Below are 25879 nucleotides of genomic sequence, written 5' to 3' on the forward strand. Positions count from 1 at the left end.
TGGCCGCTCCGGCGGCGTGGGGATCGGACCGCCGTCAGTATGCGGAATGTTCGTTGGCGTGGATCTGGGCTTCCGTGACCTTGCCGTGCATGACGCGATAGGCCCAGCCGGTGTAGACGATGATCAAGGGCATGAAGACCATCGTGGCCCAGAACATCAGCCCCAATGTGAGGTGGCTGGAGACGCTGTCCCACACCGTGAGGCTGGCATCCGGAACCGCGGAGGACGGCATGACGAAGGGAAACATGCTGGCCCCGGCCGTGCCGATGACGCCCGCAATGGCAAGTGATGACGACACGAAGGCTGCGAGGGTGCGATCTGCGGCGGCGAGTGCGCCCGCCAGCAGCGCGCCCGCGATACCGAGCAGCGGCAGCGCCCACAGCACGGGCCATCGGTCATAGTTGCCCCACCACGCGTCGGCGCTGCGGACCACGGTCTTGGCGAGCGGATCTGGAAGCGCGGCCGGATCGAGCACCGAGGTGATGGCGTAGCCCTGGAAGCCGCCGAAGCGCAGCCAGAGCCCGGCACCGATGAAGGCGATCACCATGATCGACGCGGCTCCGAGCGCACCACGGACGGCGCGGGCCTGGATGGCGCCTTCGGTGCGATGCGCCAGGTAGACGCCACCGTGCAGCGTGATCATGGCGCTCGAGACCACGCCCGCAAGCAGCGCGAACGGATTGAGGAGCTGCCAGAAACTGCCGCTATAGGTCGAGACCAGGTAGCGATCGAAGTGAAACGGAACGCCCTGGAGCAGATTGCCGAACGCGACGCCGAAGATCAAAGGCGGTACCGCCCCGCCGATGAACAGGCCCCAGTCCCAGGTCCGCCGCCAGGTGACGTTGTGGATCTTGCTACGGTAGTCGAATCCAACGGGGCGAAAGAACAAGGCCCAGAGCACGGCGAGCATCGCCCAGTAGAATCCGCTGAACGCCGTTGCATACACCACGGGCCACGCGGCGAAGATCGCGCCGCCGGCGGTGATGAACCAGACCTGGTTTCCGTCCCAATGCGGGCCGACCGTATTGATGACGACGCGGCGCTCAGTGTCGGTGCGGCCGACGAATGGCAGCAAAGTGCCGACGCCCATGTCATGACCATCCATGATGGCGAAGCCGATCAGCAGCACCCCGACGAGCAGCCACCAGAGGACCTTCAATGTGGGATAATCGAGCATGACGGCGTCCTTCAGACGGGCTTGGGTTCGAATTGATAGCGGCCGGTGCCGAGGCTGCCCGGGCCGATCCGGGCGAACTTCACCATCAGATACATCTCGACCACCAGCAGCAGCGTGTAGAAGCCAACGAAGCCGGCGAGCGAGCCGTAGAGACTGGCGACGCTCAGCGTCGACACCGACAGATGGGTCGGCAGCACGCCGTAGATGGTCCAAGGCTGGCGGCCATATTCCGCGACGAACCAGCCGAGCTCGCTCGCGATCCAGGGCGCAGGCAGCAGCATCACGGCGGCACGCATGATCCATGGCCGCGCCGCACATTGCAGCCGCAGCGTGCTGAGAAAGGCCATCGCAAACAGGACAAGCATCGCAAAGCCGAGCCCGACCATCACGCGGAAGCTCCAGAACATCGGCGACACCGGCGGCACGGTATCGTCGACCGCACGATCGATCATCGCTGGCGTCGCCTCGGCCACGTCGGCGGTGTATCGCTTCAACAACAGGCCAAAGCCGAGATCGCCCTTGGTCTGCTCGAGCGTGGCCAGTGCAGCCTGGTCATGACGGTCCTTGCGCAGCGCTTCCAGCGCCTGGACCGCCGTGATGCCATCGACGATCCGCCGCCGGTTGTGTTCCTTGATCTCATGGATGCCGGGGATCGTCTTGCTGACGGAGCGTGTGCCGATCAGGCCCATCACCCAGGGAATCTCGATCTCCCAATCGTTCCGGCCCGCCTTCTCGTTGATGCCAGCCAGGAGCTTCAGCCCGGCCGGCGCCGGCTCGGTCTCCCACATCGCCTCCAGCGCGGCCATCTTGGTCTGCTGCGCCTCACCGACCGTGTAGCCGGACTCATCGCCCAGCACGATGACGCTCGCGACGCTGGCCAGCCCGAACGCGGCGGCGACCCGGAAGCTGCGCTTGGCAAATTCGATGTCGCGGCCCTTCAGGAGGTACCAGCTCGAGATCGACAGCACGAACATCGCGCCGGTGACGTAGCCCGCCGAGACGGTATGGACGAACTTGGCCTGCGCGTCGGGATTGAAGACGACGGCCCAGAAATCGACCATCTCCATGCGCATGGTCTGCCAGCTGAACGCGGCCCCCACGGGATTCTGCATCCAGCCATTGGCAATGAGAATCCATAGCGCGCTGAGATTGGTGCCGATCGCCATCAGCGAGGTCACCATCAGATGCTGGGTCTTTGGCAGGCGATCCCAGCCGAAGAAGAACAGGCCGATGAAGGTGCTTTCGAGGAAGAAGGCCATCAGGCCCTCGATCGCCAGCGGCGCTCCGAAGATATCGCCGACATAGTGCGAATAGTAGGCCCAGTTGGTGCCGAACTGGAATTCGAGCGTGATGCCGGTGGTGACGCCGAGCGCGAAGTTGATCCCGAACAGCTTGCCCCAGAAACGGGTCATGTCTTTCCAGACCACGGCGCCGGTCATCACGTACACGGCTTCCATGATCACGAGCAGCCACACCATGCCGAGCGTGAGCGGCACGAACAGGAAGTGATACATGGCGGTCGCGGCAAACTGCAGCCGCGATAGATCGACGAGTTGGTCGGGAATCATGGGAGAGCTCCTGGCAAGCCCAGCGGCTGCCGCGCGGAATTGACGCCGGCAAGATGAGCAGCAGTGGTCGGCGCATCGACGTCGATGCGGGCGTCGCGAACAAACGCCCACCACAGCGCCAGGAGCAGCACGAGTTTGGCGACGATCGCGACGCCCAGATGTCGGAAGAGGCGCCTGTCATTCATGGCCATTGCTTAACAAGACCCGTGCCAGCGGGCGGCGTGATGAATTATTGTGTTATTTCAATCTGTTGCCGAAACGGCCGTCATCGCGTCCCGTGCCATGATGCCAATTCTGGCATTATTTGGCAGTCCATGGCACAGTGCAGCGAAGGAACGACACGGAGCGGCGGAGCAGGATGACGTCGAAAGCGCGAGTGCCGGGCCGGCTGCCAGAGGCCACGCGCCGGAAGCCCGAACTTGCATCCTATCTCGAAGCCCTTCCGGAGCCGCATATTCTCGTCGACGAGCAGTACCGGATCATCGCTTCAAACGCGGCCTATCGCGCCCACTTCAGCCCCAACGAATCGGTCGTCGGCCGCACCTGTTATGAAGTGTCTCACCATTTCACCGTGCCTTGCGATCAGGCCGGAGAAAGCTGTCCGCGTGCGCGCCTGCAGAAAACCGGTCAGCGCGAGCGCGTGCTGCATCTGCATCACACGCCGATTGGCGAAGCCTACGTGAACATCGAGTTGACGCCCGTCCGCGACACGTTGGGACACGACGCCTGGTTTGTCGAGAAGATGGAGCCACTTCGGATTGCCAAGGGAGAGCCGGCGGCGCGAGGGTTGATCGGGCGTTCTGCGCCGTTTCGGCAGATGCTCGAACTGGTCGCGAGGGTTGGTCCATCGAACGCGAGCGTTTTGCTGCTTGGCGAGTCCGGCGTCGGCAAGGAGCTCGTCGCTGCGGCCGTTCACGAAGCGAGCACGCGCGCCTCGCACCCGCTGGTCGTCGTCGATTGCGCCAGCATGCCGGAGACCTTGTTCGAGAGCGAATTGTTCGGTCACGAAAAGGGCGCCTATACCGGCGCGCATACGGCAAAGAGCGGGCTGGTCGAAGCCGCCAGCGGCGGCACTCTGTTTCTCGACGAGGTCGGCGACATCCCCCTTGCGATGCAGGTGAAGCTGCTCCGGCTGCTCGAAAGCGGCACCTATCGCCGGGTCGGCAGCACGGAGCTGCGTCGCGCCGACGTGCGACTGGTCTCGGCAACGCATCGGGACCTCGAGCGCATGGTGGCAGACGGGCGCTTTCGCAACGATCTCTACTACCGATTGTCGACCTTTCCGATCCTTCTGCCGGCATTGCGCGACCGCCCCGGCGATCTACCGCTTCTCGCCGCAGCGCTGCTTGCCCGCGTGGCACCGGAGCGAAAGCTCACCTTGTCCCCCCCGGCACTCGAACGGCTCGAGGGCTACGCTTTTCCGGGCAATGTTCGCGAGTTGCGCAACGTGTTGGAGCGCGCGGCCCTGCTCTGCGATGACGATGTCATCTCAGCCGCAACGATCGAGCGTGCTCTGGCGTTGCGAGCGCCGGGCATCACGGGTCGCGACAATGCGCAGCGAACGGCAGCAAGGCTGCTGCATGCCGAGGATGAGAGCTCGCTGTCATTGAAGGAACGGGAAGCGCGAGCGCTTCGGACCGCCCTGTCGACGCATCGCGGCAATCGGGAAGCGCTTGCAAAATCCCTCGGCATCAGCCTGCGCACGCTTTACCGGAAGCTGAAGGAATTGGACGCTGGATAGGCGCTGTCGTCTACCAAGGAACTACGTCAAGTCCTCGCACACGAAAGAACAGGTCGTTGATGGGTGCGAGCACGCCGGCCGGCGGCCCGCTTCATCCTGATTGGGCTCTAAGCCCCCGGCGCGAGGAGACGATCCGCCGGACGCAATGGGTGCCGACGACGACGCATCCATGGATGGACCTCCATGCGATGGCCGCAGAACAAAGAAGGGCGGACCGCCGGCCAAGATCGCCAATCGGCTGCGGCCGCATCTGGTGCGCTGGCGTAAGATCGACGGATGCCGATCTGCAGAGCCGCGCGCAGCGGCCTTTTCGATACCGGCAAGGAGATCCGCTTCGATCAACCGCATGCACGATCGCCAGCCGCTCGCCGGCAAGATCCGCTCGGCATGGGGCATTCTGGAAGACGCAGGGCTTGGCGATGACGTCGTGCGTCACTCCCTGCGCCACACGGCCGCGACGTCGCTGACGCAGCAAGGCACCGACCATTGGCAAGCGGCCGGTTGGCTCGGCACGACCGTCGAGCAGTTAGAGCAAACCTACGGCTCCCCACCATCCGGATTTCCAGGGCGAGGCGGCTGAGGCGTTTGGAGGAAGGCGGCAAATGCACACGAACAGCCGATATGCCGGATGGTGCAGGGCGGCGCCGCGTGATTTCATTGTACGTTTCGTTGCGCTTCTCGGGAGATAAAAAGCTGAGCGCCTCAAAAAATGGTCGGAGCGGCAGGATTCGAACCTGCGACCCCTGCGTCCCGAACGCAGTGCTCTACCGGGCTGAGCCACGCTCCGACTTGGGAAGCCGGCTTATAGCGTCGGGTTTCCGTCTTCGCAAGGACACAAGGCAGGAAATCGCATCGAAATCGTCGATCGTCGGCGGAGGGGTTAACTGCTTGAGGCCGTGAGGCTTTGTCGGGCGGCCATGGCGCGGGCGCAATGCGACAGGCGAATTGTGCGCTTCATTCGAACGTCCCCGCCCGCTATAGCCGAGCGCGTAAGCCACCACCGTCTTGTACCATCGATGCCCACCGCACACACACCAGCGATCGAGACCAGGATCCTGCCCGCCGACGCGGCTGGAATCACACAGGCCGCGGCGACGTTCGCGCGCGGCGGACTGGTCGCGTTCCCGACCGAGACGGTCTATGGCCTCGGCGCCGACGCGGCCAACGCCGCAGCCATCGCCCGCCTCTACCAGGCCAAGGGCCGGCCTGCCTTCAATCCGTTGATCGTCCATGTCGCCGACATCGCGGCGGCACGGCGCATCGGCCGCTTCAATGCCACCGCCGAGCGTCTGGCCACCGCGTTCTGGCCGGGACCGCTGACCCTCGTGCTGCCGCAGAGCGACGGCTGCGCAGTGGCCGACCTCGCCACCGCCGGCCTCGATACGGTGGCAATCCGTGTGCCGGCGCATCCGATCGCGCAGGCGTTGCTCGCGGCGTTCGGCGGCGCCGTCGTGGCGCCCTCCGCCAACATCTCCGGCCACGTGTCGCCGACCACGGCGGCGCATGTCGCGGCCGATCTCACCGGGCGAATCGACCTCATCCTGGACGGTGGGCCGGTCGCGGTCGGCGTCGAATCGACCATCGTCGGCTGCTTCGATGCGCCGACGCTGCTGCGCCCGGGCGGAGTTCCAAGCGAGGCGATCGAGGCCGTGCTCGGCCGTGCGCTGGCGCGGCCCGCCGCAGCGACTGAGACGTCCGAGCAACCACTGGCACCCGGCATGCTGGCCTCGCACTATGCTCCGCATGCTCACGTGCGCCTCGACGCCAGCGATGTCGCGCCTGGCGAGGCCCTGCTCGCCTTCGGCCCCGTCACCTTGCCCGGCGCCAGCGAAGCTGCCGCGATCCTCAACCTCTCCCCCGCCGGCGATCCGGCAGAGGCGGCGACGCATCTTTTCGGCTATCTTCGCAGCCTCGATGCCAAGGGCGCGCGCAGCATCGCCGTGATGCCGATCCCGAATGACGGCCTGGGCGAGGCCATCAACGACCGGCTGCGCCGCGCCGCCGCGCCGAGATAACATTGGAAGCGACCAACGATGAACATCAGCCAGCCTGCCGTGCCGCCGCTGCCACCCGACCTGATCGCGCAGTTCGCCGCCATCGTCGGCGAGCGCCAGGCGCTGACGGCGGAGACCGACGTCGCGCCTTACGTCACCGAGGAGCGCAACCTGTTCCACGGCCGCTCGCCGCTGGTGCTGCGCCCCGGCTCGACCGCCGAGGTCGCCGCGATCTGCAAGCTCGCCAGCCAGCATCGCATCGCGCTGGTGCCGCAGGGCGGCAACACCGGCCTCGTCGGCGGCCAGACGCCGCACAATGGCGAGGTGGTGGTGTCGCTCAGGCGCATGGACAAGATTCGGGACGTCGACACCGCCTCCAACACGATGATCGCCGAGGCCGGCGTCGTGCTGCAGGTGGCGCAGCAGAAGGCAGCCGAGGTCGACCGGCTGTTTCCGCTGTCGCTGGGCGCCGAGGGCAGCTGCACCATCGGCGGCAATCTCTCGACCAACGCCGGCGGCACCGCCGCGCTCGCCTATGGCGTCGCGCGCGAGATGGCGCTCGGGGTCGAGGTCGTGCTGGCCGACGGGCGGGTGCTGAATGCGCTGTCCAAGCTCAAGAAAGACAACACCGGCTACGACCTGCGCAATCTGTTCATCGGCGCCGAAGGCACGCTCGGCATCATCACCGCGGCGAGCCTGAAGCTGTTCCCGAAGCCGCGCGCGATCGAGACCGCGTTCGTCGGGCTCAAATCGCCGGAGGACGCGCTGAAGCTGCTTGCGATCGCCCAACGCGAGGCTGCGGGCAGCCTCACCAGCTTCGAGCTGATCGCCGCGATCGCGCTCGACTTCTCGATCCGCCACGCCGCCGGCAACCGCGCGCCGCTCGCGGGCGCCCATCCCTGGTTCGTACTGATGGAGCTGTCGTCGTCGCGCGACGATGCCCGGGCCACGCTCGAGACCATTCTGGAGCAAGGCCTCGAAGACGGCATCGTCGACGACGCTGCGATCGCCGACAGCCTCGCCCAGCGCATGGCGTTCTGGAAGCTGCGCGAGGACATCTCCGCGGCGCAGAAGCCGGAGGGCGGCTCGATCAAGCACGACATCTCGGTGCCGGTCGCGGCAGTCCCGGCCTTCATTGCGGAGGCCAACGCCGCCGTCGTGAAGCTGATGCCCGGCGCGCGTCCGGTGCCGTTCGGCCATCTCGGCGACGGCAACATCCACTACAATGTCAGCCAGCCGATCGGCGCCGACACCGCCGACTATCTCGCGCGCTGGCACGAGGTCAACGCGGTCGTGTTCGAGATCGTGCTGCGGATGGGCGGGTCGATCTCGGCCGAGCACGGCATCGGCGTGCTCAAGCGCGACGAGCTGCCCGACGTCAAGGACCCGACCGCGATCGCGCTGATGCGCGCGATCAAGGCGCAGTTCGATCCGCTCGGGATCATGAATCCCGGCAAGGTGCTCTAGGCTCTCGACGCTCCCATGAACACTGCCCCTGCTCTCGCGATCTCCGACATCACCGATGCCGACGTGCCCGCCATCATCGCGCTGTGGCAGCGCTGCGGCCTGACGCGGCCGTGGAACGATCCGGCCGCCGACATCGCGCTTGCCCGCCGCGGTGACAACGCCACCGTGCTCGTCGGCCGCAGCGGCGGCGCGATCGCAGCGTCGGCGATGGTCGGCCATGACGGCCATCGCGGCTGGGTCTACTACGTCAGCGTCGATCCCGATCATCGCGGCCACAGCCATGGCCGCGCCATCATGGCGGCGGCCGAGGACTGGCTGCGCGCGCGCGACGTCGCCAAGCTGATGCTGATGGTGCGCGGCGACAACACCAAGGTGCAGGAATTCTACCAGGCACTCGACTACGCCGTGCAGGACAGCGTGGTGTTCTCGAAATGGCTCGACGGCCGCCCGCCGACGCCGGGAATGAAGTAGAGGCCCAGCATGAGCATCTCCGACCGCATCCGCGTCCACGAGACGCGCGTGCTCTCCGACCATTACGGCACGCTGACCTCGACCAGGTTCGAGTGGCGGCGCGACGACGGCACCTGGCAGATGCAGAGCCGCGACGTGTTCGACCGCGGCAACGCGGCGGCGATCCTGCCCTACAATCTCGCGCAGCGCAGCGTCATCCTGGTCAAGCAGTTCCGCTATCCCGCCTTCGTCAACGGCCATGACGATCTCCTGATCGAGGCCGCGGCCGGTCTGCTCGACGACGCCTCGCCGGAGGAGCGCATCCGGCTCGAGGCCGAGGAGGAGACCGGCTTCCGCCTGCACGACGTCAGGTTCGTGTTCGAGGCGTTCATGAGCCCCGGCGTCGTGACCGAGAAGATCCACTTCTTTGTCGCCGCCTACGAACCGGAGATGCGCGTCAGCGCCGGCGGCGGGCTCGCGCATGAGGGCGAGGAGATCGAGGTGCTGGAACTCGGGGTCGACGACGCGCTGGCGATGATCGCCGACGGCCGCATCCAGGATGCCAAGACCATCATGCTGCTGCAGCACGCCGCGTTGCGGATCTTTGGCTGAGCGCGGCCAACGCTCGGTCGCGGGTCTTGAGGCGACGGCATACGCGGCGATGACGACCTTCTCTGTCGATACATCCCGCCTCAGAACAAACTCCCCTGCCCGTCATCGGCCACAGTTGAAACCTTGCGGGATGCAACCTTCTTCGCCGGCTTGCGCTGCGCGTCCTCGGCGGCGCGCATCTCCGCGGTCATCGGCAGCAGCAGTTGCTCGTCGTCGTTGGCCACCGTGTTGACGCGCGTCGACACCTCGTACCACGTGAACTCGCCCTCGCGAGGCGCGATCAGCAGCCTCATGGCCTCATCGGGATCGTCGGAACGGCAGTCGAGCCACAGCGAAAAATCATCCGGCCTGATCGTCACGGGAACACGATGATGCAGCGTGGCGAGATCGCGGCTCGCAGCCGCGGTGACGATCGCCACCGTATCGACCTCCTCGCCATTCGGACCCATCCAGGTCTCGGCGAGAGCCGCGAAGCCGAGCGGCGCGCGGTCGCTGCGATGGATGAAGAACGGCCGCTTGCGACCGTCGATCATCTGCCACTCGTAATACCCATCAGCGGGCACAAGCACGCGGCGCCGCCGAATCGCGTTCTTGAACGCGGGCTTCTCGCGTACGGACTCCGAACGCGCGTTGATCAGCAGCGTGAAACTACGGGGATCCTTGACCCAGGCCGGAATGAAACCCCAGCGCATCAGGCGAAAATGCCTGACGTCCTGATCCAGCAGAACTACGGGAATCGGCTGCGTCGGAGCAATATTGTGCCGCGGCGGAAAGTTCGGCTGTTCCTGGTAGCCGAAAATCTGCCTGAGAGCCGCGGGTGGTGAAGTGATCACGAAGCGTCCACACATAATCTCACTCAAATCGTCGTGTGTTCAGCACCTTTTAACTTGGGTTGCCAACACTGCAGCGGATGACCGCAGCGGCGACCCATTCCGTGCCTACCGATCGCACGACCCAACGACCGGCGGGCAGCGCCATTGACCCGGCGCGGGCCGCGATGCTGCGCGCTGCCAACATCAATCCGCGCACCGGGCTCGCCACCGACTATCTGAATCATTTCAACGAAGCCGTGATGCTGCTCGAAATGATTCCCGATATTCCGGAATGCGCCGAGGATTTTCTGGCGTGGTCGCCGCTGACCTATCCAGAACATTTCACGCACACCAATTTCAAGGCCCGCGATCTCGTCATCGAGGCCTATGAGCAGGCCGACCCGGCGATTCGCGACAAGTTCGATCATCTCACGAAGACCATGACCGACATCCTGCTCGCGGTCGGCAGCGCGATGCGCGATGCCAAGCAGGACGCGACCAAGGCCAAACTCGCCGAGCAGGCCGCCAACTGGGTCAAGCCGCTGGTGGCCCAGGCCGGCGGCATCATCAATGGCGACATCGAATTCGATTCGGAGCCCGTGGCCGAAGTCGATGAGGTTGACGCCGTCGACGCCATCATGGCGAGCTTCTGAGTTGCACGGGCTGCCGGCGCGGTCGTCTTCGCGCTACGGTGCAGACCCCGCCTGGAGCCATTGGCATGACCGACCCAACGCCGCCCCGCCGTCCCCAGCTCGCCGTCAGCGCCGCGATCTTCCGCGACGGCAGGCTCCTGCTGGTACGCCGGGCGCGTTCGCCGGCCAAGGGCGTCTATACGCTGCCCGGCGGCCGGGTGGAGTTCGGCGAGACCCTGCACGAGGCCCTCGCGCGCGAGGTCATGGAGGAAACGGCGCTCTCGATCACAATCGTCGGGCTGGCCGGCTGGCGCGAGGTGCTGCCGGCCCAGGGCGGCGGCGGCCACTACGTGATCCTTCCCTTTGCGGCGCGCTGGCGGGCCGGAGAGCCCCGGCTCGACCCGGAACTGGACGATTTTCAGTGGCGCCGCCCCGATGCGCTGGAGGGCCTGACGCTGACCGACGGGCTGCCGGAGATCATCGCCGCCGCACGGACCCTGGTGTAGGCGCCTTGCGTCCGCGACGGGGCAAAGGCATATGACGTCGGTGTTCCCCATGATCCCCAAGCGCCTCCTGGCCATCCTCATGCTCGTTGCCGCCTGCGCCGTCGTGCCGGCGCGCGCGCAGGATGCGGCCGCGCCGTTCGATGGCGATCTGCAACGGCTGGCCGAGATCCTCGGAACCCTGCATTACCTCCGCGGCATCTGCGGCAGCAATGAAGGCGCCAAATGGCGCAACCAGATGCAGGCCCTGATCGATGCCGAGACCCCGTCGGGCGAGCGCCGCGCCCGCATGATCGCCGGCTTCAACCGCGGCTATAACGGCTTCCAGCAGACCTACCGGACCTGCACGCCGGCCGCGATGGTGGCAATCCGCCGCTACATCGACGAGGGGTCCAAGATCTCGCGCGACCTCACGGCGCGCTACGCCAACTGACGGCCGGGGATATCCCCGATTGCGTTAACCTTGTTAACCTTTCCTAAAGAACTGGCCTAGGCGTCCGCCGCCTGCGTGGTAAACCACACGGGTCCGGCGCGCCCGCGTTCGGAATCAACATGCCTCGCGGCCCCGCCAGACTGAATTCAATGAGCTTTCCCGTCACCTTCAGCGCCCTCCCCGCCGTCCTGCCCGACCACGAGCAGAAGCAGGCCGCGCTCAGCTACCTCAACGAAGCCTGGGCGGAAGCGCGCCACGACGGCGTCGACGGCGACTGCCTGGCGCAGGCCAGCCTGTTCGCGGCGCTCGCCGAGCTCGTGACGACCTATGGCGAGGACGCGGTCGCGACCTTCGTCGAGGGCCTGCCGGAGCGCGTCCGCAACGGCGAGTTCTCGCTGTCGCGCGCGACGCAGTAGGTCTCCCGCTCCTCGGACGGGCCGAGATCCGTCTTCACATCTCAAACAGCTCGAGACACGTCTCATCGTCCTCGCGGCGCGATGCGTCCGAGCGATGACCGACGTTCGGCCCTCGCGACAATCGAGGGCGCAGGGAAGGCTGGGCGTCGGCTGACGCCCATGGCCCCCGTGCGAACAAAAGTGCACGGGGCAGGAACCACAGGTGCAGCCGGATGAGCCCAGCCTTCCCTGCGCGATGGTTTTAACGCTTGCTTCGTGCTCTCCCTGGGGACCGGCTTGTTTGCCCCCATCGCCCGCGCCGACACTCTCGCATCGATCGCCGGCTTGACCTCGGCACCGGGAGGCCAGGACCACACGACTTCACGTCCGCATCGCAGGTTGTTCGTCCGCGCAGCCAAAGCCACGCTGCAACCCGACGCGTCCACCGCCTCCCCGCCTCGCGTCTCGTGACGACCGCGCGTACGCCCCTCTCGTTGAGGCGGGATGGGAGGAGGAGTGACACATATTCCGGAAAAACGAAAGCCAAATTCTTCACGCGGAAGAGGTTGCAAGCGCGATCATGTTGACACAATGCGCAAAATTGCCGCTTCGGCACAGGCGTTTCGTGTAGTTGCGGCGAGCCCGAACGACGGCGTTACAAACAAGATCGCGCGACTGATTCGCCCGACGGGCTGCTTTGCTTTGCGTTTCTAGCGGCGCTTCAGTCCCAATCCATTCCGCCAATGACGCCAAGAAACCAGCCGCCGATGAAAGCGGCAGTCAGCGCCATGAGATGGATCGTCACGGAGAGACCAAGTTCCTAAGTCCAATGAACCCAAGTTCAAAAATTGCCGCGCAGAATACAGGCCAAAGCGCCCGCCGCCGCGCTGCCAGCCGCTGGGCCAGCGAGCGTTCCGTGATAGAGCCATGGATCGACGAAGCGACACCACTGCTTTCGGTTGAACATCAGAAGCAGACCTTCACGCGAGCCGGCGACCAGATCCGTTATGGGCCATAAACCGACGTTTCGCGTGCACTCGCTACGCTCGGTCCAGAGGCGAGCAATCTAGTTCCGCTTTTATTGTAACTAACCGCAGCGCGATGTTGCCAAGCTCGAACACGGACGAATGCTTTGCCACGCTGGAGTGCGGCGGCGATTTCGTCTGGTCGAGTTCCGGCTTCCGCCATCGACTTGAGGCTCTGCTGCTCCTCTGGGACGCCGCGCCGTCCGGGTTTGTGAGGTCTCAAATGAGGCCGAAGGTGATCGCGATTAAGAAGAACACGATCAGCCCGATGCCGACCAGCTTGAAGATGTAGGCGGCCTCAACATCGCGCCCAAACCACTCGAAGTCCGGCCCCCATAGGACGGTTGCGACAAACCCGAGAACGAGGCTCGCGATCAGCAGGATGACGTAGACGGTATCCATAGATTGAACGTTCACTCGCGGACGCCGAAGTCAGCATTTCGTTGATGTCCCGGAGGAGGTCTATATCAACATCCCACGTAAGCACGTCACAGAGAAAGTTGAGTCCGCGCCCCGACGCACCTCAACTTGGACGAAATTCAATTGAGCCGTAATCAGAATGCCACTGTTTGCGTGGACACGAGCTCAGCTCACGCAAGCGCTGGGGAATGTGGGGGGTACTGGTGTCCGCGATACGTCAGCTAAGGATCAAAAGCAGCCCTCCGCTCCCGCGAGTAGCCCCAGCAGCCGATGTCAGCCAGGGCCGATCGGAAGGTCCAAGATGGGCCAGTAGCGGACGTGGTCCGGCAACGGCGCGCCAGGTTTAGCTCCTAGAACCGGACCTGCTCGATTCGATCGTCGGGCTTCGCGGGCCAGCTGGTAACAAAGTCCAGCACTTCCGCGAGCGGTTCGTCAGGATGCAATGTGGTCATAAGCTTTCCGATCCGACCAGGATCCGAGCCATCCCCGACGACAATCTCGTCGATTAAATCGTGCACCAAGCTCGCATCCGGCCCCACAGCCGCAACCAACACGACGCCATCGGCGAGGCAGGCCTCGACAAAGGAGTCGAGTTTCGCAGGATCAACGAGAGGTGTGTGCAGAATGATCTTTCGAGCGTAGGGCATGCGTGAACGTAGGACAGAAGTCGGATCGCGACAATCAATTGGGGAACTTGATGCGGCATCTGTCCGTTTCAGGTCAAAAGCGGCCTTTCGGTGTCCTGGCCGTTTCAATTCCGGTTGTCCCAAGAGCGGAAGTTCCCTGCGCAGGTCGAAAGGTCTGCAATGGGGCAATACGAGAAATGGCAGATTTTGACGGCGCGCATTTTCGGGAGCCAACTAACTTGCGCAACAGTTTGGCGTCTAAAGCTGCCGTTCAGGAGCCAGTCCCCAGGTTTGATCGGCCGAAGTGTTGGAGGGATACATTGAGTAAAGAGTTCCAGTTCAGGGCCCCCACGCTTTTCGAGCCATCGGCTAAGGTCACTGAAAAAGAGGCGCTGCACGATGCGCCCGCCGCGGCCCAAGCTGGTGCGAAGACCAAAAAGTTCGCTTTTTGGCTGAAGTCTGAAATGTCCAACAAAGGGTTGGCGGTGAGTGACCCGGACCTCGATGAAGGCGGGTGGTGTTTCTCCGTTCCGCAGGGTGGCGGCCCCTTCGTACTTTGCATCCTCGGAGCTAGTCCTGGCGACGAGTCGCTATTAGTATTGCTCGTGACGGGTATTGGCGGCGCGACGGAAGACAGTGTTACCGACGCCATCGACCATATTCTCCGCAACGCGAGCGAGATCACGGAGTTGAAGGTCGATTGACACGACATGATAGCGCAAACGCTACAAGAACTTGGACCGGCAATCGCTACGTCCCCTGAAGAGCAACGTCGGGTCCAGGCGCGAAAGTCATCTTCGAGCGGGCGTCGCCGAGCAACGCCAGATTAGCCGTTTTCCTGACGCCGTGTTTTCCGCTCTCACACCGTTGACAGAAACGGTGCGACTTCCGGTATGGGTCCAAAAGCCGCCTTTCGGTCCGGTCGTGGGTTACTTCCGGTTGAGCCCTGGAGCAGACGTCGCCAGCGCGGACCGGAGAGGTCCGCGTTGGGCCATAGGCGGAGAGCGACGGCACCACGTTCGTCCGTCAGCCGCCGGGGCCGTCCTTCATGATGTAGCCCATCAGGTCGTCCACGTCGTGCTCCAGATCCCGGATGATGTTCTTGACGACGTCGCCGATCGAGATCACGCCTACGACCTTGCCCGCGTCCAGCACCGGCAGATGGCGAAAGCCGCGCTGCGACATCATCGCCATGCAACTATCCAGCTTGTGATCCGGCCTGATCGTCACCGGGTTGGCCGTCATCACATGGCTCACCGGGGTCTGCTTCGCATCGAGCCCGGGCAGCAGCACCTTGATGGCGCAGTCGCCTTGCGTGATGATGCCGACCAGTACGCCGTCGTCGATGACCAGCACCGAGCGCACCCGATTGTCGCGCATCTGCCGCAAGGCTTCGACGACCATGTCGCCGGAATGAACATGGATCACGGCGGCACTCTTCTGGGCCAGCGCGCTTCTGACTGTGCTCATCGACGTCCCCTCCTGGACCCTGTTCTGCCCCGCCTTGATGGTCCGCTGGGCAGGATAGTCGAAATATCCGGCTTCGTCAGCGGCGCGCCGGGGCCGTGCGCCTGACTGTGGACCGCCATTGCGGTCGGGTAGAGAGCCCGGGGGTCAAGCGGCGGCGGACCGGGAACTGCCGCACGGCAGCCGCGGCAGCGAGGTCCCGTCAGAAACCCTTCACCATTTGAGCGCCTTTGACGGGAATGAACATGCGCCCTTAACGAAAGCGGGCAAAAATAGGCAGCTATTCTTCACTTGGCTGACTACGGTACCTCTTCGAGCCGCGTTGCGAGCGGGCAACGGCCGAACCGAATCCGAAATGCCTTCACAGAAGAGCAGGCCGGGGGTGCAACTGCCGCGTGAAGAGTTGGTAAGGAAACGTTAAAGAGAAGTCGGGGATTTCTGATGATCGCGCCGGAAGAAGAGAGATTGCTGAAGACGTACCTGGTCGAGATGTTCGGCCAGATCAGCAGCATGCGGCGCGAACTCGCCGCTCTTCAAGGCGACGGCAAGGGCAGTTTTGCGTCGATGACCGACACGCTCGACGCGATCGTGGAAAATACGGAAGTAGCCGGGAACGCGATCCTCGAAAGCATGGAAGCGATCAGCGCCAGCGTCGGGAAGCTGCAAGGCGTCAAGGACCCGAAGACCGTAGCGGTCTGCGACGAGATCGTCGACAGCACGAACAAGGTGTTCGAGGCTTGCGCGTTCCAGGACCTCACCGGGCAGCGGATCACGCGGGTGGTCAAGTCGCTGAAGTTCATGGAGGACCACATCAACAAGCTCGTCCGCATCTGGGGAAAAGAGGAGCTGGCGCGGGTGGCCGCCGAGCTTGCTGCCCCCTCGAGCGTCCCGGACTTGCTGGAGGGCCCGAAACGGCCGGGCGTGGCGATTTCCCAGGACGACATCGACAAGCTGTTCACGTGAGTTGCGGCGGGACCGTCGTACTATCAGCTCCGCGTCCTTGCGAGCGCAGCGAAGCAATCCAGAGTCCTTGCCGGGCCCTGGATTGCTTCGCTGCGCTCGCAATGACGGAGTCAGATCACACGCAGCTACGTTACGGCCGCAGCGTCTCCATGAAGCGCACAGGCTCGCCCGTGGCCGGCGTCAGCAGCTCGCCCTGCCACATCACGCGTTGGCCGCGGACGAACGTGCCGACCGGCCAGCCGGTGACGCGCAGGCCATCATAGGGCGTCCAGCCGGCTTTCGAGGCGATCCATTCGTTGGTGATGGTCTCGCTGCGCTTGAGATCGACCACCGTGAGATCGGCGTCGTAGCCGGCGGCGATGCGGCCCTTGCGGGCGATGTTGTAGATGCGGGCGGGGCCGGCGCTGGTGAGGTCGACGAAACGTTGCAGCGACAGCCGGCCGGCATTGACGTGGTCGAGCATGATGGGCACCAGGGTCTGCACGCCGGTCATGCCGGAGGGCGAGGCCGGATAGGTCTTGGACTTCTCCTCGGCGGTGTGCGGCGCGTGATCGGAGCCGAGGATGTCGACGATGCCCTGATGGACGCCCCACCAGATCACGTCGCGATGATCGGCCGAGCGCACCGGCGGATTCATCTGCGCATAGGTGCCGAGCCGCTCGTAGCACTCGGGCGCGGCCAGGGTGAGATGGTGCGGCGTCGCCTCGACGGTGGCGACGTCCTTGTGGTCGCGCAGGTACACGATCTCCTCCTTGGTGGAGATGTGCAGCACGTGAATGCGCTTGCCGGTCTCGTGCGCGAGATTGACGAGACGCTGCGTGGCGCGCAGCGCCGCCTCCTCGTCGCGCCAGACGGGGTGCGAGCGCGGATCGTTCTCGACGCGCAGGTCCTTGCGCTCGTTGAGGCGGTACTCGTCCTCGGCGTGGAACGCGGCACGGCGGCGGATCACCTGGAAGATGCGGCGCAGGCTGTCGTCGTCCTCGACCAGCAGCGAGCCGGTGGAGGAGCCGACGAACACCTTGACGCCGGCGCAGCCCTCGGCGCGCTCCAGCACGGGGAGCTGCTCGACATTCTCGCGGGTGCCGCCGATGAAGAAGGCGAAGTCGCAATGCATGCGATGGCGGCCGGCTTCGACCTTGGCGGTGAACGCCTCCTCGGTCACCGTCAGCGGATTGGTGTTGGGCATCTCGAACACGGCGGTGACGCCGCCCATCACGGCGCTGCGCGAGCCGGTTTCGAGGTCCTCCTTGTGAGTGAGGCCAGGCTCGCGGAAATGCACTTGGGTGTCGATCACGCCGGGCAGCACGTGCAGGCCGGTGCAGTCGATGATCTCGGCGGCCGAGGCGGCGCCGAGATTGCCGATCTCGACGATGCGCCCGGCGGAGATGCCGACGTCGCGGACACCCTCGCCGTCCTGATTGACCACGGTGCCGGATTTCAGAATGACGTCGAACCGCGCGCTCATGAAGCCCTCATAGGATTTCATTCTCCTGACAACCCCAAGACAGCTCGATCATGCTGCGCGCCTGCCCATTTGCTGGCCTCCGGCGGCACGCGAGTCCCGATCTTTAGAATGAAGCCACCGCGCGGCGGCGTTTCAGCCTTGTGGTTTATGCCAGGGCGGCTTACGTTTCAGTGCGGCCTGTCGCAAGAGGTTTTTCGAATGAAGGCGACGTTTCTCGACGACCGGGGCGTGGTCCAGGTCAGCGGCGAGGATGCACGCAAGTTCCTCAACGGTCTCTTCACCACCGATGTCACCAAGCTCCAGCCGGGTGAGGCCCGGTTTGGCGCGCTGCTGACGCCGCAGGGCAAGATCATCGTTGATTTCCTGGTGGCGCAGGTGCCGGCGGCCGACGCCGGCGAGCGCTTCCTGCTCGACTGTCCGCGCGCGCTCGCCCAGGCGCTCACCGACAAGCTGAATCTCTACAAGCTCAGGGCCAAGGTTGCGGTCAGCAATCTGTCCGACCAGGTCGGCGTGATCGCGGTCTGGGATGGCGCCATCGGCGCCACGCCGGAGCCGAGCTTCGCCGATCCGCGTCATGAGAGCCTCGGCGCACGCGTCATTGCGCCGCAGGAGGCGCTGGCGGAGATCGCCGCACGGCTCGACGCCGAGCTCGTCGATTCCGCCGCCTATGAAGCGCATCGCATCGACTGCAGCGTGCCGCGCGGCGGGCTCGACTTCATGTATGGCGACGCCTTCCCGCACGAGACCAACATGGACCGGCTGCACGGCGTCGACGTCGGCAAGGGCTGCTATGTCGGCCAGGAGGTCGTGAGCCGCATGCATCATCGCGGCACCACGCGCACACGCGCGGCGAAGGTGCTGCTCGACGGGCCGGGTCCGGAGCCCGGCACACCGATTCTGGCCGGCGACAAGACCGTCGGCACGATGGGCTCGGCCGCCGCGCAGAAGGGCATGGCGTTGCTGCGCATCGACCGCGCCGCCGAGGCATTGGAGGCGGGAACGCCGCTCACCGCGGGCGGCCTCGTTCTGCGCATCGCCGATCCCGACGCGCTGCAGGGCGCGCCCAAGCAGACGGTCGCCTGAGCCGGTCTCATGGGTCGCGCTGCTGTCGTCCATCCCGATGGCCTGACACGCTGCCCGTGGCCGGGCAGCGATCCGCTCTATGTCGCCTATCACGACACCGAATGGGGCGTGCCGGAATATGACGACCGCGCGCTGTATGAGAAGCTGATCCTCGACGGCTTCCAGGCCGGGCTGTCGTGGATCACGATCCTGCGCAAGCGCGACAATTTCCGCCGCGCCTTCGATGATTTCCAGCCGGAGAAGATCGCGCGCTACTCCGACAAGAAGATCCACGCGCTGATGAACGATGCCGGCATCGTCCGCAACCGCGCCAAGATCGAAGGCACGATTCTCAGCGCGAAATCCTGGCTCGACATCCAGGACAAGGGTCCCGGCTTCTCCAAGCTGCTGTGGGGCTTCGTGGACGGCGCGCCCAAGGTCAACACGTTCAAGACCACCGCCAGCGTGCCGGCCTCGACGCCGCTGTCGATCAAGATCTCCAAGGAGCTGTCGTCGCGCGGCTTCAAGTTCGTCGGGCCGACGATCGTCTACGCCTTCATGCAGGCGACCGGCATGGTCAACGACCATCTCGTCACCTGCTTCTGCCACGAGACCTGCAGCGGCAAGCGCCGCGCCCCGCGCCTCAAGCCTCCCAAATGACGACTGACAAGGCCCCGAGCGGGCACGACCGCGTCTGGCAGCGCATGCTGTCCGGCCGGCGGCTCAACCTGATCGATCCCTCGCCGCTCGATGTCGAGATCGCCGACATCGCCCATGGGCTCGCGCGCGTCGCGCGCTGGAACGGCCAGACCACCGGCGCGCACATCTTCTCGGTCGCGCAGCACACGCTGCTGGTCGAGACGGTGATGCGCGCGCGCAAGCCCAACATCGATGCGAAGCTGCGGCTCGCCGCGCTGCTGCACGACGCGCCGGAATACGTCATCGGCGACATGATCTCGCCGTTCAAGGCGGTGCTCGGCGGCAGCTACAAATCAGTCGAGAAGCGGCTGCTCGGGGCGATCCACATCCGCTTCGGCCTGCCGGCCGAGATTGCCCCCGAGATCGAGCGCCAGATCAAGGCGGCCGACCGCGGCGCCGCTTTTCTGGAGGCGACGCGCCTCGCCGGTTTCTCGGACAGCGAGGCGAAGAAGCTGTTCGGCCGCGATCCCGGCCTGCCGGACGCCACCGTGACCGACTATCTGACGCCCTGGAGCGCGGCCAAGGCCGAGAAGCAGTTCCTGACCCGCTTCAATACGGTGCTGGGGGCGTGCTGAGATGCCGCTGACGCCCGAAGAGCGCCAGAACGAGCGCCTGAAGCTGCTGGCCAATTGGGCCAACACGCTGGCGACCGCGATCGTTTCGGTCGGCGTTTTCGTGCCGATTGGACAGGAAATCTATGGCTTCCTGCCGCAAAATACCGACCCGACGCTGATCTATGTGTCGGCCCCGGTTTGCTTCATGGCCGGTTTGATCCTACATTTGGTGGGGCAATGGGTCCTTGGAGGGCTCCGATGACGATGGGCCAGATCTATGCGTTGAGCATGCCGCTCGCGGTGGCCGCGATGGTGGCGCTGTACGCCCTCGTCCTGCGGCGTCCGTGGGCAGAGACGGGCGCTCGACAGCCGGTCCATTCATCACAGGCACGGCGTGAGGGTCTGCGCGACGGTCTCGTGGACCACATCGAGCGGCTCAACGCGGAGATCGAGGGCAAGGCCCATCTGGTTCGCCAGGAGCTGCGGCAGCTCAAGAACACGCGCTGAGGGCTGTCGGCGCACACATGCGCCAGCCCGACGGCAGACATCCAAAACGCGCTTTTGCAAAACGCGCTTTTGCCCTTGTGCCCCCATTCGTATAATCGGGCGTTCAAAGGCTCGCCATGATCCACGTCTGCTCACTCGCCGCCCTGCCCGAGACCGTGCGCCTGACCGGCGCCAGCCACGTGCTGACCATCATGGCCAATGTCGAGCAGGTGCGGCGGCCGGAGACCATCCGCCCCGAGAACCATCTGCGGGTCTCGGTCGACGACATCACCGAGCAGCTGCCGGGCTTCATGGCGCCGAGCGAGGATCACGTCGCCCAGGTGCTGGAGTTCGTGCGCGGCTGGGATCGTGCGGCGCCGCTGGTGATCCACTGCTATGCCGGCATCAGCCGCTCCACCGCGAGCGCCTTCGCCGCGGCCTGCGCGCTCAACCCCCATCGCGACGAGCTCGATATCGCCTGGGCAATCCGGCAGGCCTCGCCGATCGCCTCGCCGAACCGGCTGATCGTCAGCCTGGCCGACAGGGCGCTGGGCCGCAACGGCCGCATGGTGCGCGCGCTGGACGCGATCGGGCCCGGCGCCATGATGGTCGACAGCGCGCCGTTCCGGATCGATCTGGACTGAGTTGCGGCGCTGCGTAGCCGCATACCGGCGCGCTTTGAACTTATGTTCCGCGGTTTGACACAGAGGGAACGACGGCCATCGTGCGGCCCGCCGGAGCGGTTGGCCGATTCGCCGGGGTCCGCAAGGGCTCGCAGCTTCCCTCCACCCGTGACGCCTCCCGGCGGCATCGATTTCAGGATTTCCGCGTGATGTTCGATTGGCCCCTGGATTGGATCGCCCTGCTGGTGGCGTTCGCGGCGCTCGCCTTCGCGCGACGGACGTCCGACCGATTGGCCGAGGTGCAGGCACGGCTGGCCAAGCTCGAGGCCGCCCCGCCGATCGCGGCCGCGCCGGTGGTCGCGCCGCCGCTCAGCCCGCTTCAGGAGCCCGCTGAAGCCCCGCCAATGCCGCCTCCTTTGCCGGAGCTGACCGAGCCTGCTCTCCAGCCCGCGGCGCTGGCGAGCGACGCAGCGGCCGATCAGCCGCCGCTCGTGTCCCCACCACCCGTGCCGCAGCCCGCGGCCGGCTTCGAGGAGCGCATCGGCACCCGCTGGGTGGTGTGGATCGGCGGGCTGACCCTGGCGCTCGGCGGCTTCTTCATGGTGCGCTATTCGATCGAGGCCGGCCTCGTCGGCCCCGAGGTGCGCGTCGCGCTCGGCGCGCTGTTTGCGGCCGCGCTGCTCGCGGCCGGCGAATGGACGCGGCGCAGGGAGAGCATCTCGCAGATCGCGGCGCTGCCGATCGCCAACATCCCGGCGATCCTCACCGCGGCCGGCACGGCGGTCGCCTTCGCCACCATCTACGCGGCCTACGCACTCTACGACTTCCTGCCGCCCGCGATCGCCTTCGTGCTGCTCGGCGTGGTCGCGCTGGGCACGCTGGCGGCGGCGCTGCTGCACGGCCCGGCGCTGGCCGGGCTCGGCCTCGTCGCGGCATTCACGACGCCGGTGCTGGTGTCGACCGGCGAGCCGGACTACTGGGCGCTCTACATCTACCTCGCCATCGTCACCGCAGCCGCGTTCGCGCTGGCGCGCGTGCGGCTGTGGCGCTGGCTCGCGATGACCACGATCGGGCTGTCGTTCCTGTGGACCCTGCCCGGACTCGACGCGGGCATCGAGACGGTGGCGCCGCACGTCTTCCATGTCGTCACCGGCTTTGCACTGGCCGCGCTGATCGTGGTCTGCGGCTTCATGTTCGGGCCCGCAGCCGACAATGACGAGGTCGAGCCGATCTCGTCGGTGGGGCTCGCCGTCTATCTGCTCGGCGCCATGCTGGTTGTGCTCGCGAGCTTCCATGACGGCCTGGCGCTGATCGGCTTCACGCTGCTGGTCGCGGCCACGCTGGCGGTCGCCTGGCGCGCGCCGAGCGCAGCCGGCGCGGTGGCCGCCGCCGCTGCGACCGTGTTCCTCGTGTTCGCCGAATGGGCGCTGCGCGACAATCCGGACCTGCTGGTGCTGCCCGGCGGCGCGCTGCCGGGAATGGGACCGAACCCGCTCGGCGCATCGGTCACCTCGCATCTGGTCACGGCGGCGATCTTCGCGCTCGGCTTCGGCGGCTCAGGCTTCCTGGCGCAGGGGCGCTCGCACAACGCCGCCGTGCCGGTGGTGTGGTCGGCGGCCGGCGTGTTCACGCCGCTGGCGCTGCTGGTCGCGCTCTACGCGCGCATCGCCCATCTCGACCGCTCGATCCCGTTCGCGATCGTCGCCGTCGTGCTCGCCGCCGCGTTTGCCGTCGCAACCGAGGCGCTGACGCGGCGCGAGGAGCGTCCCGGCCTCAGTGTCTCGATCGCGCTGTTCGCGACCGGCACGCTGGCCGCGCTGGCGCTGGCGCTGACCTTCGCGCTGGAAAAAGGCTGGCTGACGATCGCGCTGGCGCTGATGTCGCTCGGCACCGCCTGGATCTATGAGAGCCGGCCGATCCCGTTCCTGCGCACGCTCGCGGCCGTCTTTGCCGGGCTCGTGGTGCTGCGCATCGGCCATGATCCACGCATCGTCGGCGCCGATGTCGGCACCACGCCGATCTTCAACTGGCTGCTGTGGGGCTATGGCGTGCCGGCGGCGTCGTTCTGGGGCGCGAGCTATCTGATGCGCCGCCATGGCGACGACGCGCCGCTGCGCGCGGTGGAGGCCGCCGCGATCCTGTTCACGACCCTGCTCGCCTTCCTGGAGATCCGCCACGCCGTCAATGACGGCGACATGTTGGCGGTGCCGTCGCTCGCCGAAGTCGGACTCGACGTCTGCGTGGCCCTGGCGCTGGCGATCGGGCTGGAGCGGCTGCGGGAGCGCAGCGGCAGCATCGTGCACAACATCGGCGCCGTGATCCTCACCGGATTCGCCGGCGGCGCCACCGTGCTCGGTCTGCTGATGTTCGAGAACCCGATGATCTCGGATGTCGCGATCAAGGGCGGCCTGCTCAACATCCTGATCCTGGCCTATGCGTTCCCGGCGGTGCTGATGCTGCTGCTGTCCTACGCGGTCGCAGGCCGCCGTCCGCCGGGCTACGGCAATACGCTGGCCGCGGGCGCGCTGATCATGGCGCTGTCCTATGTGAGCCTCGAGATCCGTCGGATCTATCACGGCCCCGATCTGACGGCAGGGCCGACCAGCGCGGCCGAGCAGTACACCTATTCGATCGCCTGGCTCGCCTTCGGCGTGGTGCTGCTCGGGATCGGAATCGTCGTGCAGTCGCAGCGCGCGCGTCTGGCGTCCGCCATCGTGATCGCGCTGACGATCCTGAAGGCCTTCCTGGTCGACATGTCGGCTCTGACGGGCGTGTGGCGCGCACTGTCGTTCATCGGACTCGGCCTAGTGCTGGTCGCGATCGGCTGGCTGTACCAGAAAGTGCTGTTCCGGCGGCAGCAGCAGGTGCCGCCGGCTCAGCCGGCGCAGTGACGATCAGGCGGCCCTGACCGACTGCAGGAACGAGGCGACCTCGCGCTTCAAGCGGTCGCTGTCGGTCGCGAGCGACTTGGCGGCGCTCAGCACGTGCGAGGACGCCGAACCGGTCTCGGTGGCGCCGCGCTGCACGTCGACGACGTTGGACGACACCTGCTGCGTGCCATGCGCGGCCTGCTGGACGTTGCGCGAGATCTCCTGCGTCGCCGCGCCCTGCTCTTCGACGGCCGCCGCGATCGCCGAGGAGATTTCCGACAGCTTCTCGATGGTGCCGGAGATGTCGCGGATGGCGCCGACCGATTCCTGCGTTGCCGCCTGGATGCTGCCGATCTGCTGGCCGATCTCGCCGGTCGCCTTGGCGGTCTGCTCGGCCAAAGCCTTCACCTCCGAGGCGACCACCGCGAAGCCGCGGCCGGCGTCGCCGGCGCGGGCCGCCTCGATGGTGGCGTTCAAGGCGAGCAGGTTGGTCTGGCCGGCGATTGAGTTGATCAGCTCGACGACGTCGCCGATGCGTGCCGCTGCCTTCGACAGCTCGCCTACGCGATCATTGGTCTGGCGGGCCTGCGAGACGGCCTCCTGCGCCATCCGCGCCGATTCCTGCACCTGGCGGCTGATCTCGGTGATCGACGACGACAGCTCCTCGGTGGCCGAGGCCACCGACTGCACGTTGGTCGAGGCTTCTTCCGAGGCCGCCGCGACCTGGGTCGAGATTTCCTGCGAGCGCGTCGCCGTCGAGGACAGCGCGCCGGCGGAATGCTCGAGCTCAGTCGAGGCCGACGACACCGTCTGCACGATCTCGCCGATCGTCGTCTCGAACTGGCGGGTGATGTTGTCGACGCGGCGGCCGCGCTCGATCTTGGCCTCGGCGTCGGCGGCGGCGCGCTCGTCGGCCTCCTTCTTGGCGATCAGGGCCTCCTTGAACACCTGCAAGGTGTCGGCCATCGCACCCATTTCGGTCGGCTCGCCGCGGTGTGGCACCTCGGCCGAAAGATCGCCCTGCCCGAGCGCCTGCATCGGCCTGATGATCGAGGCGATGCCGGCCGAGACGTCCTGCACGAGGTAGAAGCCGACGCCGATGCCCGCAGCGATCGTCGCGATCAGGATGGTTGCCATGATCCAGAAGGCGCTGTTGTAGCCATCGACAGCCTCCTGAGTTGCCGTTGCTGCGCCCTTGTCGTTCAACTCGATCGCCTTGATCAGAAGATTCTCGGACTCGGCCGACGCAACGCCGGTGCCCCTGAACAGCCCCTCGATGTCATCAGGCAGGCGGCCGACGCTGTTGCGGGAGACATCGAGGACCTTGTCGGCCTCAACCGTGTATTTTTCCCAAGCCTTCTTCCAGGCCTCGTACAGCCTGTGCTCCTCGGGGTCCGAGATCAGCGGCTCATAGGTCCGGATGTCCTTCCTGACGTTGTCGAGCATGGCCGCCATTCGCTTGTCGACGTTCGCCTTGGCCTCCGCCGACAGCGCCATCACGTGGGCGCGAAGTGTGAGCCGGTAGACGTTGATGTCGGCACGCAGCGCCCCGAGCACCCGCACGCTGGGAAGCCAGTTTGTGGCGATGTCGACGGTGCGGACGTTGATCGACTGCATGCTGCGCACCGCGAGCAGGCCAAGCCCTGACATCGCCACCAGCATGAAGGCGATGACCGCGATGATCTTCAGACGAATGGAAAGCCTGGACACGTCCTGATCCTCCGAGAGAAAGCATCTCGCTGTCGGCCGCCTGGAGGGAGGCCGGCTTCTGCGGTGACCGACCGCGCCGCGGTGGAGACGAAAAAGCGGCACCTGCTGGGGAGCAGGGTGCCGCC

28 protein-coding genes and 1 tRNA gene are annotated in these 25879 nt (G+C 65.8%); 19 read left to right on the forward strand and 10 right to left on the reverse strand.

Annotated elements, in window-relative coordinates:
• Nucleotides 1-34: 34 nt before the first annotated feature.
• Genes cydB through cydP form a run of 3 tightly spaced genes read right to left on the reverse strand, consistent with a single transcriptional unit; the run spans nucleotide 35 to nucleotide 2930 of the window.
• Nucleotides 35-1177, reverse strand: coding sequence for a cytochrome d ubiquinol oxidase subunit II (gene cydB / locus ACQR1H_RS16750; protein WP_316178242.1), 1143 nt, complete (start codon nucleotides 1175-1177; stop codon nucleotides 35-37).
• Nucleotides 1178-1188: 11 nt separating this feature from the next.
• The gene (locus ACQR1H_RS16755) at nucleotides 1189-2745 is read right to left on the reverse strand and encodes a cytochrome ubiquinol oxidase subunit I (RefSeq protein ID WP_316178240.1); all 1557 of its coding nucleotides are present in this window, start codon (nucleotides 2743-2745) and stop codon (nucleotides 1189-1191) included.
• A complete protein-coding gene (gene cydP, locus ACQR1H_RS16760) occupies nucleotides 2742-2930 on the reverse strand; it encodes a cytochrome oxidase putative small subunit CydP (protein ID WP_315802220.1) in 189 nt (62 codons plus the stop codon). Before cydP ends, ACQR1H_RS16755 begins: the two co-directional genes overlap by 4 nt.
• 173 nt (nucleotides 2931-3103) lie before the next feature.
• Here cydP and ACQR1H_RS16765 point away from each other — a divergent pair, with 173 nt between their 5' ends.
• Both ACQR1H_RS16765 and ACQR1H_RS16770 read left to right on the forward strand, forming a co-directional pair.
• Entirely contained in the window at nucleotides 3104-4486 is a 1383-nt protein-coding gene (locus ACQR1H_RS16765) for a sigma-54 interaction domain-containing protein (protein ID WP_316178238.1), read from the forward strand.
• A 145-nt stretch (nucleotides 4487-4631) separates the two neighbouring features.
• Nucleotides 4632-5066, forward strand: coding sequence for a hypothetical protein (locus tag ACQR1H_RS16770; protein ID WP_434898234.1), 435 nt, complete (start codon nucleotides 4632-4634; stop codon nucleotides 5064-5066).
• Between the two features lie 130 nt (nucleotides 5067-5196).
• On the opposite strand, the gene ACQR1H_RS16775 is transcribed toward ACQR1H_RS16770, so the two are convergent.
• Nucleotides 5197-5273: transfer RNA gene (locus tag ACQR1H_RS16775), tRNA-Pro, on the reverse strand.
• Nucleotides 5274-5502: 229 nt separating this feature from the next.
• On the opposite strand from ACQR1H_RS16775, the gene ACQR1H_RS16780 reads away from it, so the two are divergent.
• From ACQR1H_RS16780 to ACQR1H_RS16795, 4 genes are read left to right on the forward strand one after another with little or no spacing between them, the layout of a single operon-like run.
• Nucleotides 5503-6501 carry an L-threonylcarbamoyladenylate synthase gene (locus ACQR1H_RS16780; RefSeq protein ID WP_434883801.1) on the forward strand — a complete coding sequence of 333 codons (999 nt, stop codon included), beginning with the start codon at nucleotides 5503-5505 and terminating at the stop codon, nucleotides 6499-6501.
• 18 nt (nucleotides 6502-6519) lie between these two features.
• On the forward strand, nucleotides 6520-7947 hold the full coding sequence (locus ACQR1H_RS16785; protein WP_316217275.1) for an FAD-binding oxidoreductase: 1428 nt from the start codon (nucleotides 6520-6522) through the stop codon (nucleotides 7945-7947).
• A 15-nt stretch (nucleotides 7948-7962) separates the two neighbouring features.
• The gene (locus ACQR1H_RS16790) at nucleotides 7963-8418 is read left to right on the forward strand and encodes a GNAT family acetyltransferase (protein ID WP_434864092.1); all 456 of its coding nucleotides are present in this window, start codon (nucleotides 7963-7965) and stop codon (nucleotides 8416-8418) included.
• Nucleotides 8419-8427: 9 nt separating this feature from the next.
• The gene (locus ACQR1H_RS16795) at nucleotides 8428-9009 is read left to right on the forward strand and encodes an NUDIX domain-containing protein (RefSeq protein ID WP_434840360.1); all 582 of its coding nucleotides are present in this window, start codon (nucleotides 8428-8430) and stop codon (nucleotides 9007-9009) included.
• An 80-nt stretch (nucleotides 9010-9089) separates the two neighbouring features.
• On the opposite strand, the gene ACQR1H_RS16800 is transcribed toward ACQR1H_RS16795, so the two are convergent.
• Complete coding sequence (locus ACQR1H_RS16800) at nucleotides 9090-9857, reverse strand: SOS response-associated peptidase (protein WP_434845339.1); 768 nt, start codon at nucleotides 9855-9857, stop codon at nucleotides 9090-9092.
• 62 nt (nucleotides 9858-9919) lie between these two features.
• On the opposite strand from ACQR1H_RS16800, the gene ACQR1H_RS16805 reads away from it, so the two are divergent.
• From ACQR1H_RS16805 to ACQR1H_RS16820, 4 genes are all read left to right on the forward strand, one after another.
• Nucleotides 9920-10474 (forward strand): hypothetical protein, encoded by a 555-nt coding sequence (locus tag ACQR1H_RS16805; RefSeq protein WP_409997911.1) that lies wholly within the window; start codon nucleotides 9920-9922, stop codon nucleotides 10472-10474.
• A 65-nt stretch (nucleotides 10475-10539) separates the two neighbouring features.
• Entirely contained in the window at nucleotides 10540-10959 is a 420-nt protein-coding gene (locus ACQR1H_RS16810) for an NUDIX hydrolase (protein ID WP_315802180.1), read from the forward strand.
• 31 nt (nucleotides 10960-10990) lie between these two features.
• On the forward strand, nucleotides 10991-11389 hold the full coding sequence (locus ACQR1H_RS16815; protein WP_315802179.1) for a TIGR02301 family protein: 399 nt from the start codon (nucleotides 10991-10993) through the stop codon (nucleotides 11387-11389).
• 149 nt (nucleotides 11390-11538) lie between these two features.
• Entirely contained in the window at nucleotides 11539-11805 is a 267-nt protein-coding gene (locus ACQR1H_RS16820; protein WP_315717207.1) for a hypothetical protein, read from the forward strand.
• A gap of 1223 nt (nucleotides 11806-13028) precedes the next feature.
• Here the strand turns inward: ACQR1H_RS16820 and ACQR1H_RS16825 are convergent.
• Together ACQR1H_RS16825 and ACQR1H_RS16830 are read right to left on the reverse strand one after the other, a co-directional pair.
• Nucleotides 13029-13211 carry a hypothetical protein gene (locus ACQR1H_RS16825; protein WP_434907881.1) on the reverse strand — a complete coding sequence of 61 codons (183 nt, stop codon included), beginning with the start codon at nucleotides 13209-13211 and terminating at the stop codon, nucleotides 13029-13031.
• Nucleotides 13212-13579: 368 nt separating this feature from the next.
• Nucleotides 13580-13876 (reverse strand): DUF7684 family protein, encoded by a 297-nt coding sequence (locus tag ACQR1H_RS16830; RefSeq protein WP_434907882.1) that lies wholly within the window; start codon nucleotides 13874-13876, stop codon nucleotides 13580-13582.
• A gap of 299 nt (nucleotides 13877-14175) precedes the next feature.
• On the opposite strand from ACQR1H_RS16830, the gene ACQR1H_RS16835 reads away from it, so the two are divergent.
• Nucleotides 14176-14559, forward strand: coding sequence for a hypothetical protein (locus ACQR1H_RS16835; protein WP_434907883.1), 384 nt, complete (start codon nucleotides 14176-14178; stop codon nucleotides 14557-14559).
• Nucleotides 14560-14881: 322 nt separating this feature from the next.
• Here the strand turns inward: ACQR1H_RS16835 and ACQR1H_RS16840 are convergent, their stop codons facing one another.
• The gene (locus ACQR1H_RS16840; RefSeq protein ID WP_434907884.1) at nucleotides 14882-15325 is read right to left on the reverse strand and encodes a CBS domain-containing protein; all 444 of its coding nucleotides are present in this window, start codon (nucleotides 15323-15325) and stop codon (nucleotides 14882-14884) included.
• A gap of 438 nt (nucleotides 15326-15763) precedes the next feature.
• Here ACQR1H_RS16840 and ACQR1H_RS16845 point away from each other — a divergent pair, with 438 nt between their 5' ends.
• Nucleotides 15764-16285: a protein phosphatase CheZ gene (locus ACQR1H_RS16845; protein ID WP_434907885.1), complete on the forward strand. Its 522-nt coding sequence runs from the start codon at nucleotides 15764-15766 to the stop codon at nucleotides 16283-16285.
• Nucleotides 16286-16415: 130 nt separating this feature from the next.
• Here the strand turns inward: ACQR1H_RS16845 and ACQR1H_RS16850 are convergent, their stop codons facing one another.
• The gene (locus tag ACQR1H_RS16850) at nucleotides 16416-17750 is read right to left on the reverse strand and encodes a dihydroorotase (protein WP_434907993.1); all 1335 of its coding nucleotides are present in this window, start codon (nucleotides 17748-17750) and stop codon (nucleotides 16416-16418) included.
• A gap of 198 nt (nucleotides 17751-17948) precedes the next feature.
• On the opposite strand from ACQR1H_RS16850, the gene ACQR1H_RS16855 reads away from it, so the two are divergent.
• The 7 genes from ACQR1H_RS16855 to ACQR1H_RS16885 all read left to right on the forward strand — a co-directional run bounded on the left by ACQR1H_RS16855 (nucleotide 17949) and on the right by ACQR1H_RS16885 (nucleotide 24065).
• Nucleotides 17949-18833, forward strand: a complete 885-nt coding sequence (locus ACQR1H_RS16855; RefSeq protein ID WP_434907886.1) for a YgfZ/GcvT domain-containing protein — start codon at nucleotides 17949-17951, stop codon at nucleotides 18831-18833.
• Between the two features lie 9 nt (nucleotides 18834-18842).
• Nucleotides 18843-19472 (forward strand): DNA-3-methyladenine glycosylase I, encoded by a 630-nt coding sequence (locus ACQR1H_RS16860; RefSeq protein WP_315802852.1) that lies wholly within the window; start codon nucleotides 18843-18845, stop codon nucleotides 19470-19472.
• Complete coding sequence (locus ACQR1H_RS16865; RefSeq protein WP_316178222.1) at nucleotides 19469-20086, forward strand: HD family hydrolase; 618 nt, start codon at nucleotides 19469-19471, stop codon at nucleotides 20084-20086. The genes ACQR1H_RS16860 and ACQR1H_RS16865 overlap by 4 nt, the downstream gene beginning before the upstream one ends.
• 1 nt (nucleotide 20087) lies before the next feature.
• The gene (locus ACQR1H_RS16870) at nucleotides 20088-20327 is read left to right on the forward strand and encodes a hypothetical protein (RefSeq protein ID WP_315802850.1); all 240 of its coding nucleotides are present in this window, start codon (nucleotides 20088-20090) and stop codon (nucleotides 20325-20327) included.
• A complete protein-coding gene (locus ACQR1H_RS16875) occupies nucleotides 20324-20572 on the forward strand; it encodes a hypothetical protein (protein WP_434907887.1) in 249 nt (82 codons plus the stop codon). Before ACQR1H_RS16870 ends, ACQR1H_RS16875 begins: the two co-directional genes overlap by 4 nt.
• A 116-nt stretch (nucleotides 20573-20688) precedes the next feature.
• Nucleotides 20689-21195: a tyrosine phosphatase family protein gene (locus ACQR1H_RS16880; RefSeq protein ID WP_315802848.1), complete on the forward strand. Its 507-nt coding sequence runs from the start codon at nucleotides 20689-20691 to the stop codon at nucleotides 21193-21195.
• Between the two features lie 188 nt (nucleotides 21196-21383).
• Nucleotides 21384-24065: a DUF2339 domain-containing protein gene (locus ACQR1H_RS16885; RefSeq protein WP_434907888.1), complete on the forward strand. Its 2682-nt coding sequence runs from the start codon at nucleotides 21384-21386 to the stop codon at nucleotides 24063-24065.
• Between the two features lie 3 nt (nucleotides 24066-24068).
• On the opposite strand, the gene ACQR1H_RS16890 is transcribed toward ACQR1H_RS16885, so the two are convergent.
• A complete protein-coding gene (locus tag ACQR1H_RS16890; RefSeq protein ID WP_315802846.1) occupies nucleotides 24069-25754 on the reverse strand; it encodes a methyl-accepting chemotaxis protein in 1686 nt (561 codons plus the stop codon).
• Nucleotides 25755-25879: the final 125 nt, after the last annotated feature.

It is taken from the genome of Bradyrhizobium sp. HKCCYLRH2015 (assembly GCF_051168215.1).
GTDB lineage: Bacteria > Pseudomonadota > Alphaproteobacteria > Rhizobiales > Xanthobacteraceae > Bradyrhizobium.

Coding starts and splice junctions, on each gene's coding strand:
- cydB (WP_316178242.1), bottom strand. CDS start 1,177: ATGCTCGATTATCCCACATTGAAGGTCCTCTGGTGGCTGCTCGTCGGG.
- ACQR1H_RS16755 (WP_316178240.1), bottom strand. CDS start 2,745: ATGATTCCCGACCAACTCGTCGATCTATCGCGGCTGCAGTTTGCCGCG.
- cydP (WP_315802220.1), bottom strand. CDS start 2,930: ATGAATGACAGGCGCCTCTTCCGACATCTGGGCGTCGCGATCGTCGCC.
- ACQR1H_RS16765 (WP_316178238.1), top strand. CDS start 3,104: ATGACGTCGAAAGCGCGAGTGCCGGGCCGGCTGCCAGAGGCCACGCGC.
- ACQR1H_RS16770 (WP_434898234.1), top strand. CDS start 4,632: ATGGGTGCCGACGACGACGCATCCATGGATGGACCTCCATGCGATGGC.
- ACQR1H_RS16780 (WP_434883801.1), top strand. CDS start 5,503: ATGCCCACCGCACACACACCAGCGATCGAGACCAGGATCCTGCCCGCC.
- ACQR1H_RS16785 (WP_316217275.1), top strand. CDS start 6,520: ATGAACATCAGCCAGCCTGCCGTGCCGCCGCTGCCACCCGACCTGATC.
- ACQR1H_RS16790 (WP_434864092.1), top strand. CDS start 7,963: ATGAACACTGCCCCTGCTCTCGCGATCTCCGACATCACCGATGCCGAC.
- ACQR1H_RS16795 (WP_434840360.1), top strand. CDS start 8,428: ATGAGCATCTCCGACCGCATCCGCGTCCACGAGACGCGCGTGCTCTCC.
- ACQR1H_RS16800 (WP_434845339.1), bottom strand. CDS start 9,857: ATGTGTGGACGCTTCGTGATCACTTCACCACCCGCGGCTCTCAGGCAG.
- ACQR1H_RS16805 (WP_409997911.1), top strand. CDS start 9,920: ATGACCGCAGCGGCGACCCATTCCGTGCCTACCGATCGCACGACCCAA.
- ACQR1H_RS16810 (WP_315802180.1), top strand. CDS start 10,540: ATGACCGACCCAACGCCGCCCCGCCGTCCCCAGCTCGCCGTCAGCGCC.
- ACQR1H_RS16815 (WP_315802179.1), top strand. CDS start 10,991: ATGACGTCGGTGTTCCCCATGATCCCCAAGCGCCTCCTGGCCATCCTC.
- ACQR1H_RS16820 (WP_315717207.1), top strand. CDS start 11,539: ATGAGCTTTCCCGTCACCTTCAGCGCCCTCCCCGCCGTCCTGCCCGAC.
- ACQR1H_RS16825 (WP_434907881.1), bottom strand. CDS start 13,211: ATGGATACCGTCTACGTCATCCTGCTGATCGCGAGCCTCGTTCTCGGG.
- ACQR1H_RS16830 (WP_434907882.1), bottom strand. CDS start 13,876: ATGCCCTACGCTCGAAAGATCATTCTGCACACACCTCTCGTTGATCCT.
- ACQR1H_RS16840 (WP_434907884.1), bottom strand. CDS start 15,325: ATGAGCACAGTCAGAAGCGCGCTGGCCCAGAAGAGTGCCGCCGTGATC.
- ACQR1H_RS16845 (WP_434907885.1), top strand. CDS start 15,764: ATGATCGCGCCGGAAGAAGAGAGATTGCTGAAGACGTACCTGGTCGAG.
- ACQR1H_RS16850 (WP_434907993.1), bottom strand. CDS start 17,750: ATGAGCGCGCGGTTCGACGTCATTCTGAAATCCGGCACCGTGGTCAAT.
- ACQR1H_RS16855 (WP_434907886.1), top strand. CDS start 17,949: ATGAAGGCGACGTTTCTCGACGACCGGGGCGTGGTCCAGGTCAGCGGC.
- ACQR1H_RS16860 (WP_315802852.1), top strand. CDS start 18,843: ATGGGTCGCGCTGCTGTCGTCCATCCCGATGGCCTGACACGCTGCCCG.
- ACQR1H_RS16865 (WP_316178222.1), top strand. CDS start 19,469: ATGACGACTGACAAGGCCCCGAGCGGGCACGACCGCGTCTGGCAGCGC.
- ACQR1H_RS16870 (WP_315802850.1), top strand. CDS start 20,088: ATGCCGCTGACGCCCGAAGAGCGCCAGAACGAGCGCCTGAAGCTGCTG.
- ACQR1H_RS16875 (WP_434907887.1), top strand. CDS start 20,324: ATGACGATGGGCCAGATCTATGCGTTGAGCATGCCGCTCGCGGTGGCC.
- ACQR1H_RS16880 (WP_315802848.1), top strand. CDS start 20,689: ATGATCCACGTCTGCTCACTCGCCGCCCTGCCCGAGACCGTGCGCCTG.
- ACQR1H_RS16885 (WP_434907888.1), top strand. CDS start 21,384: ATGTTCGATTGGCCCCTGGATTGGATCGCCCTGCTGGTGGCGTTCGCG.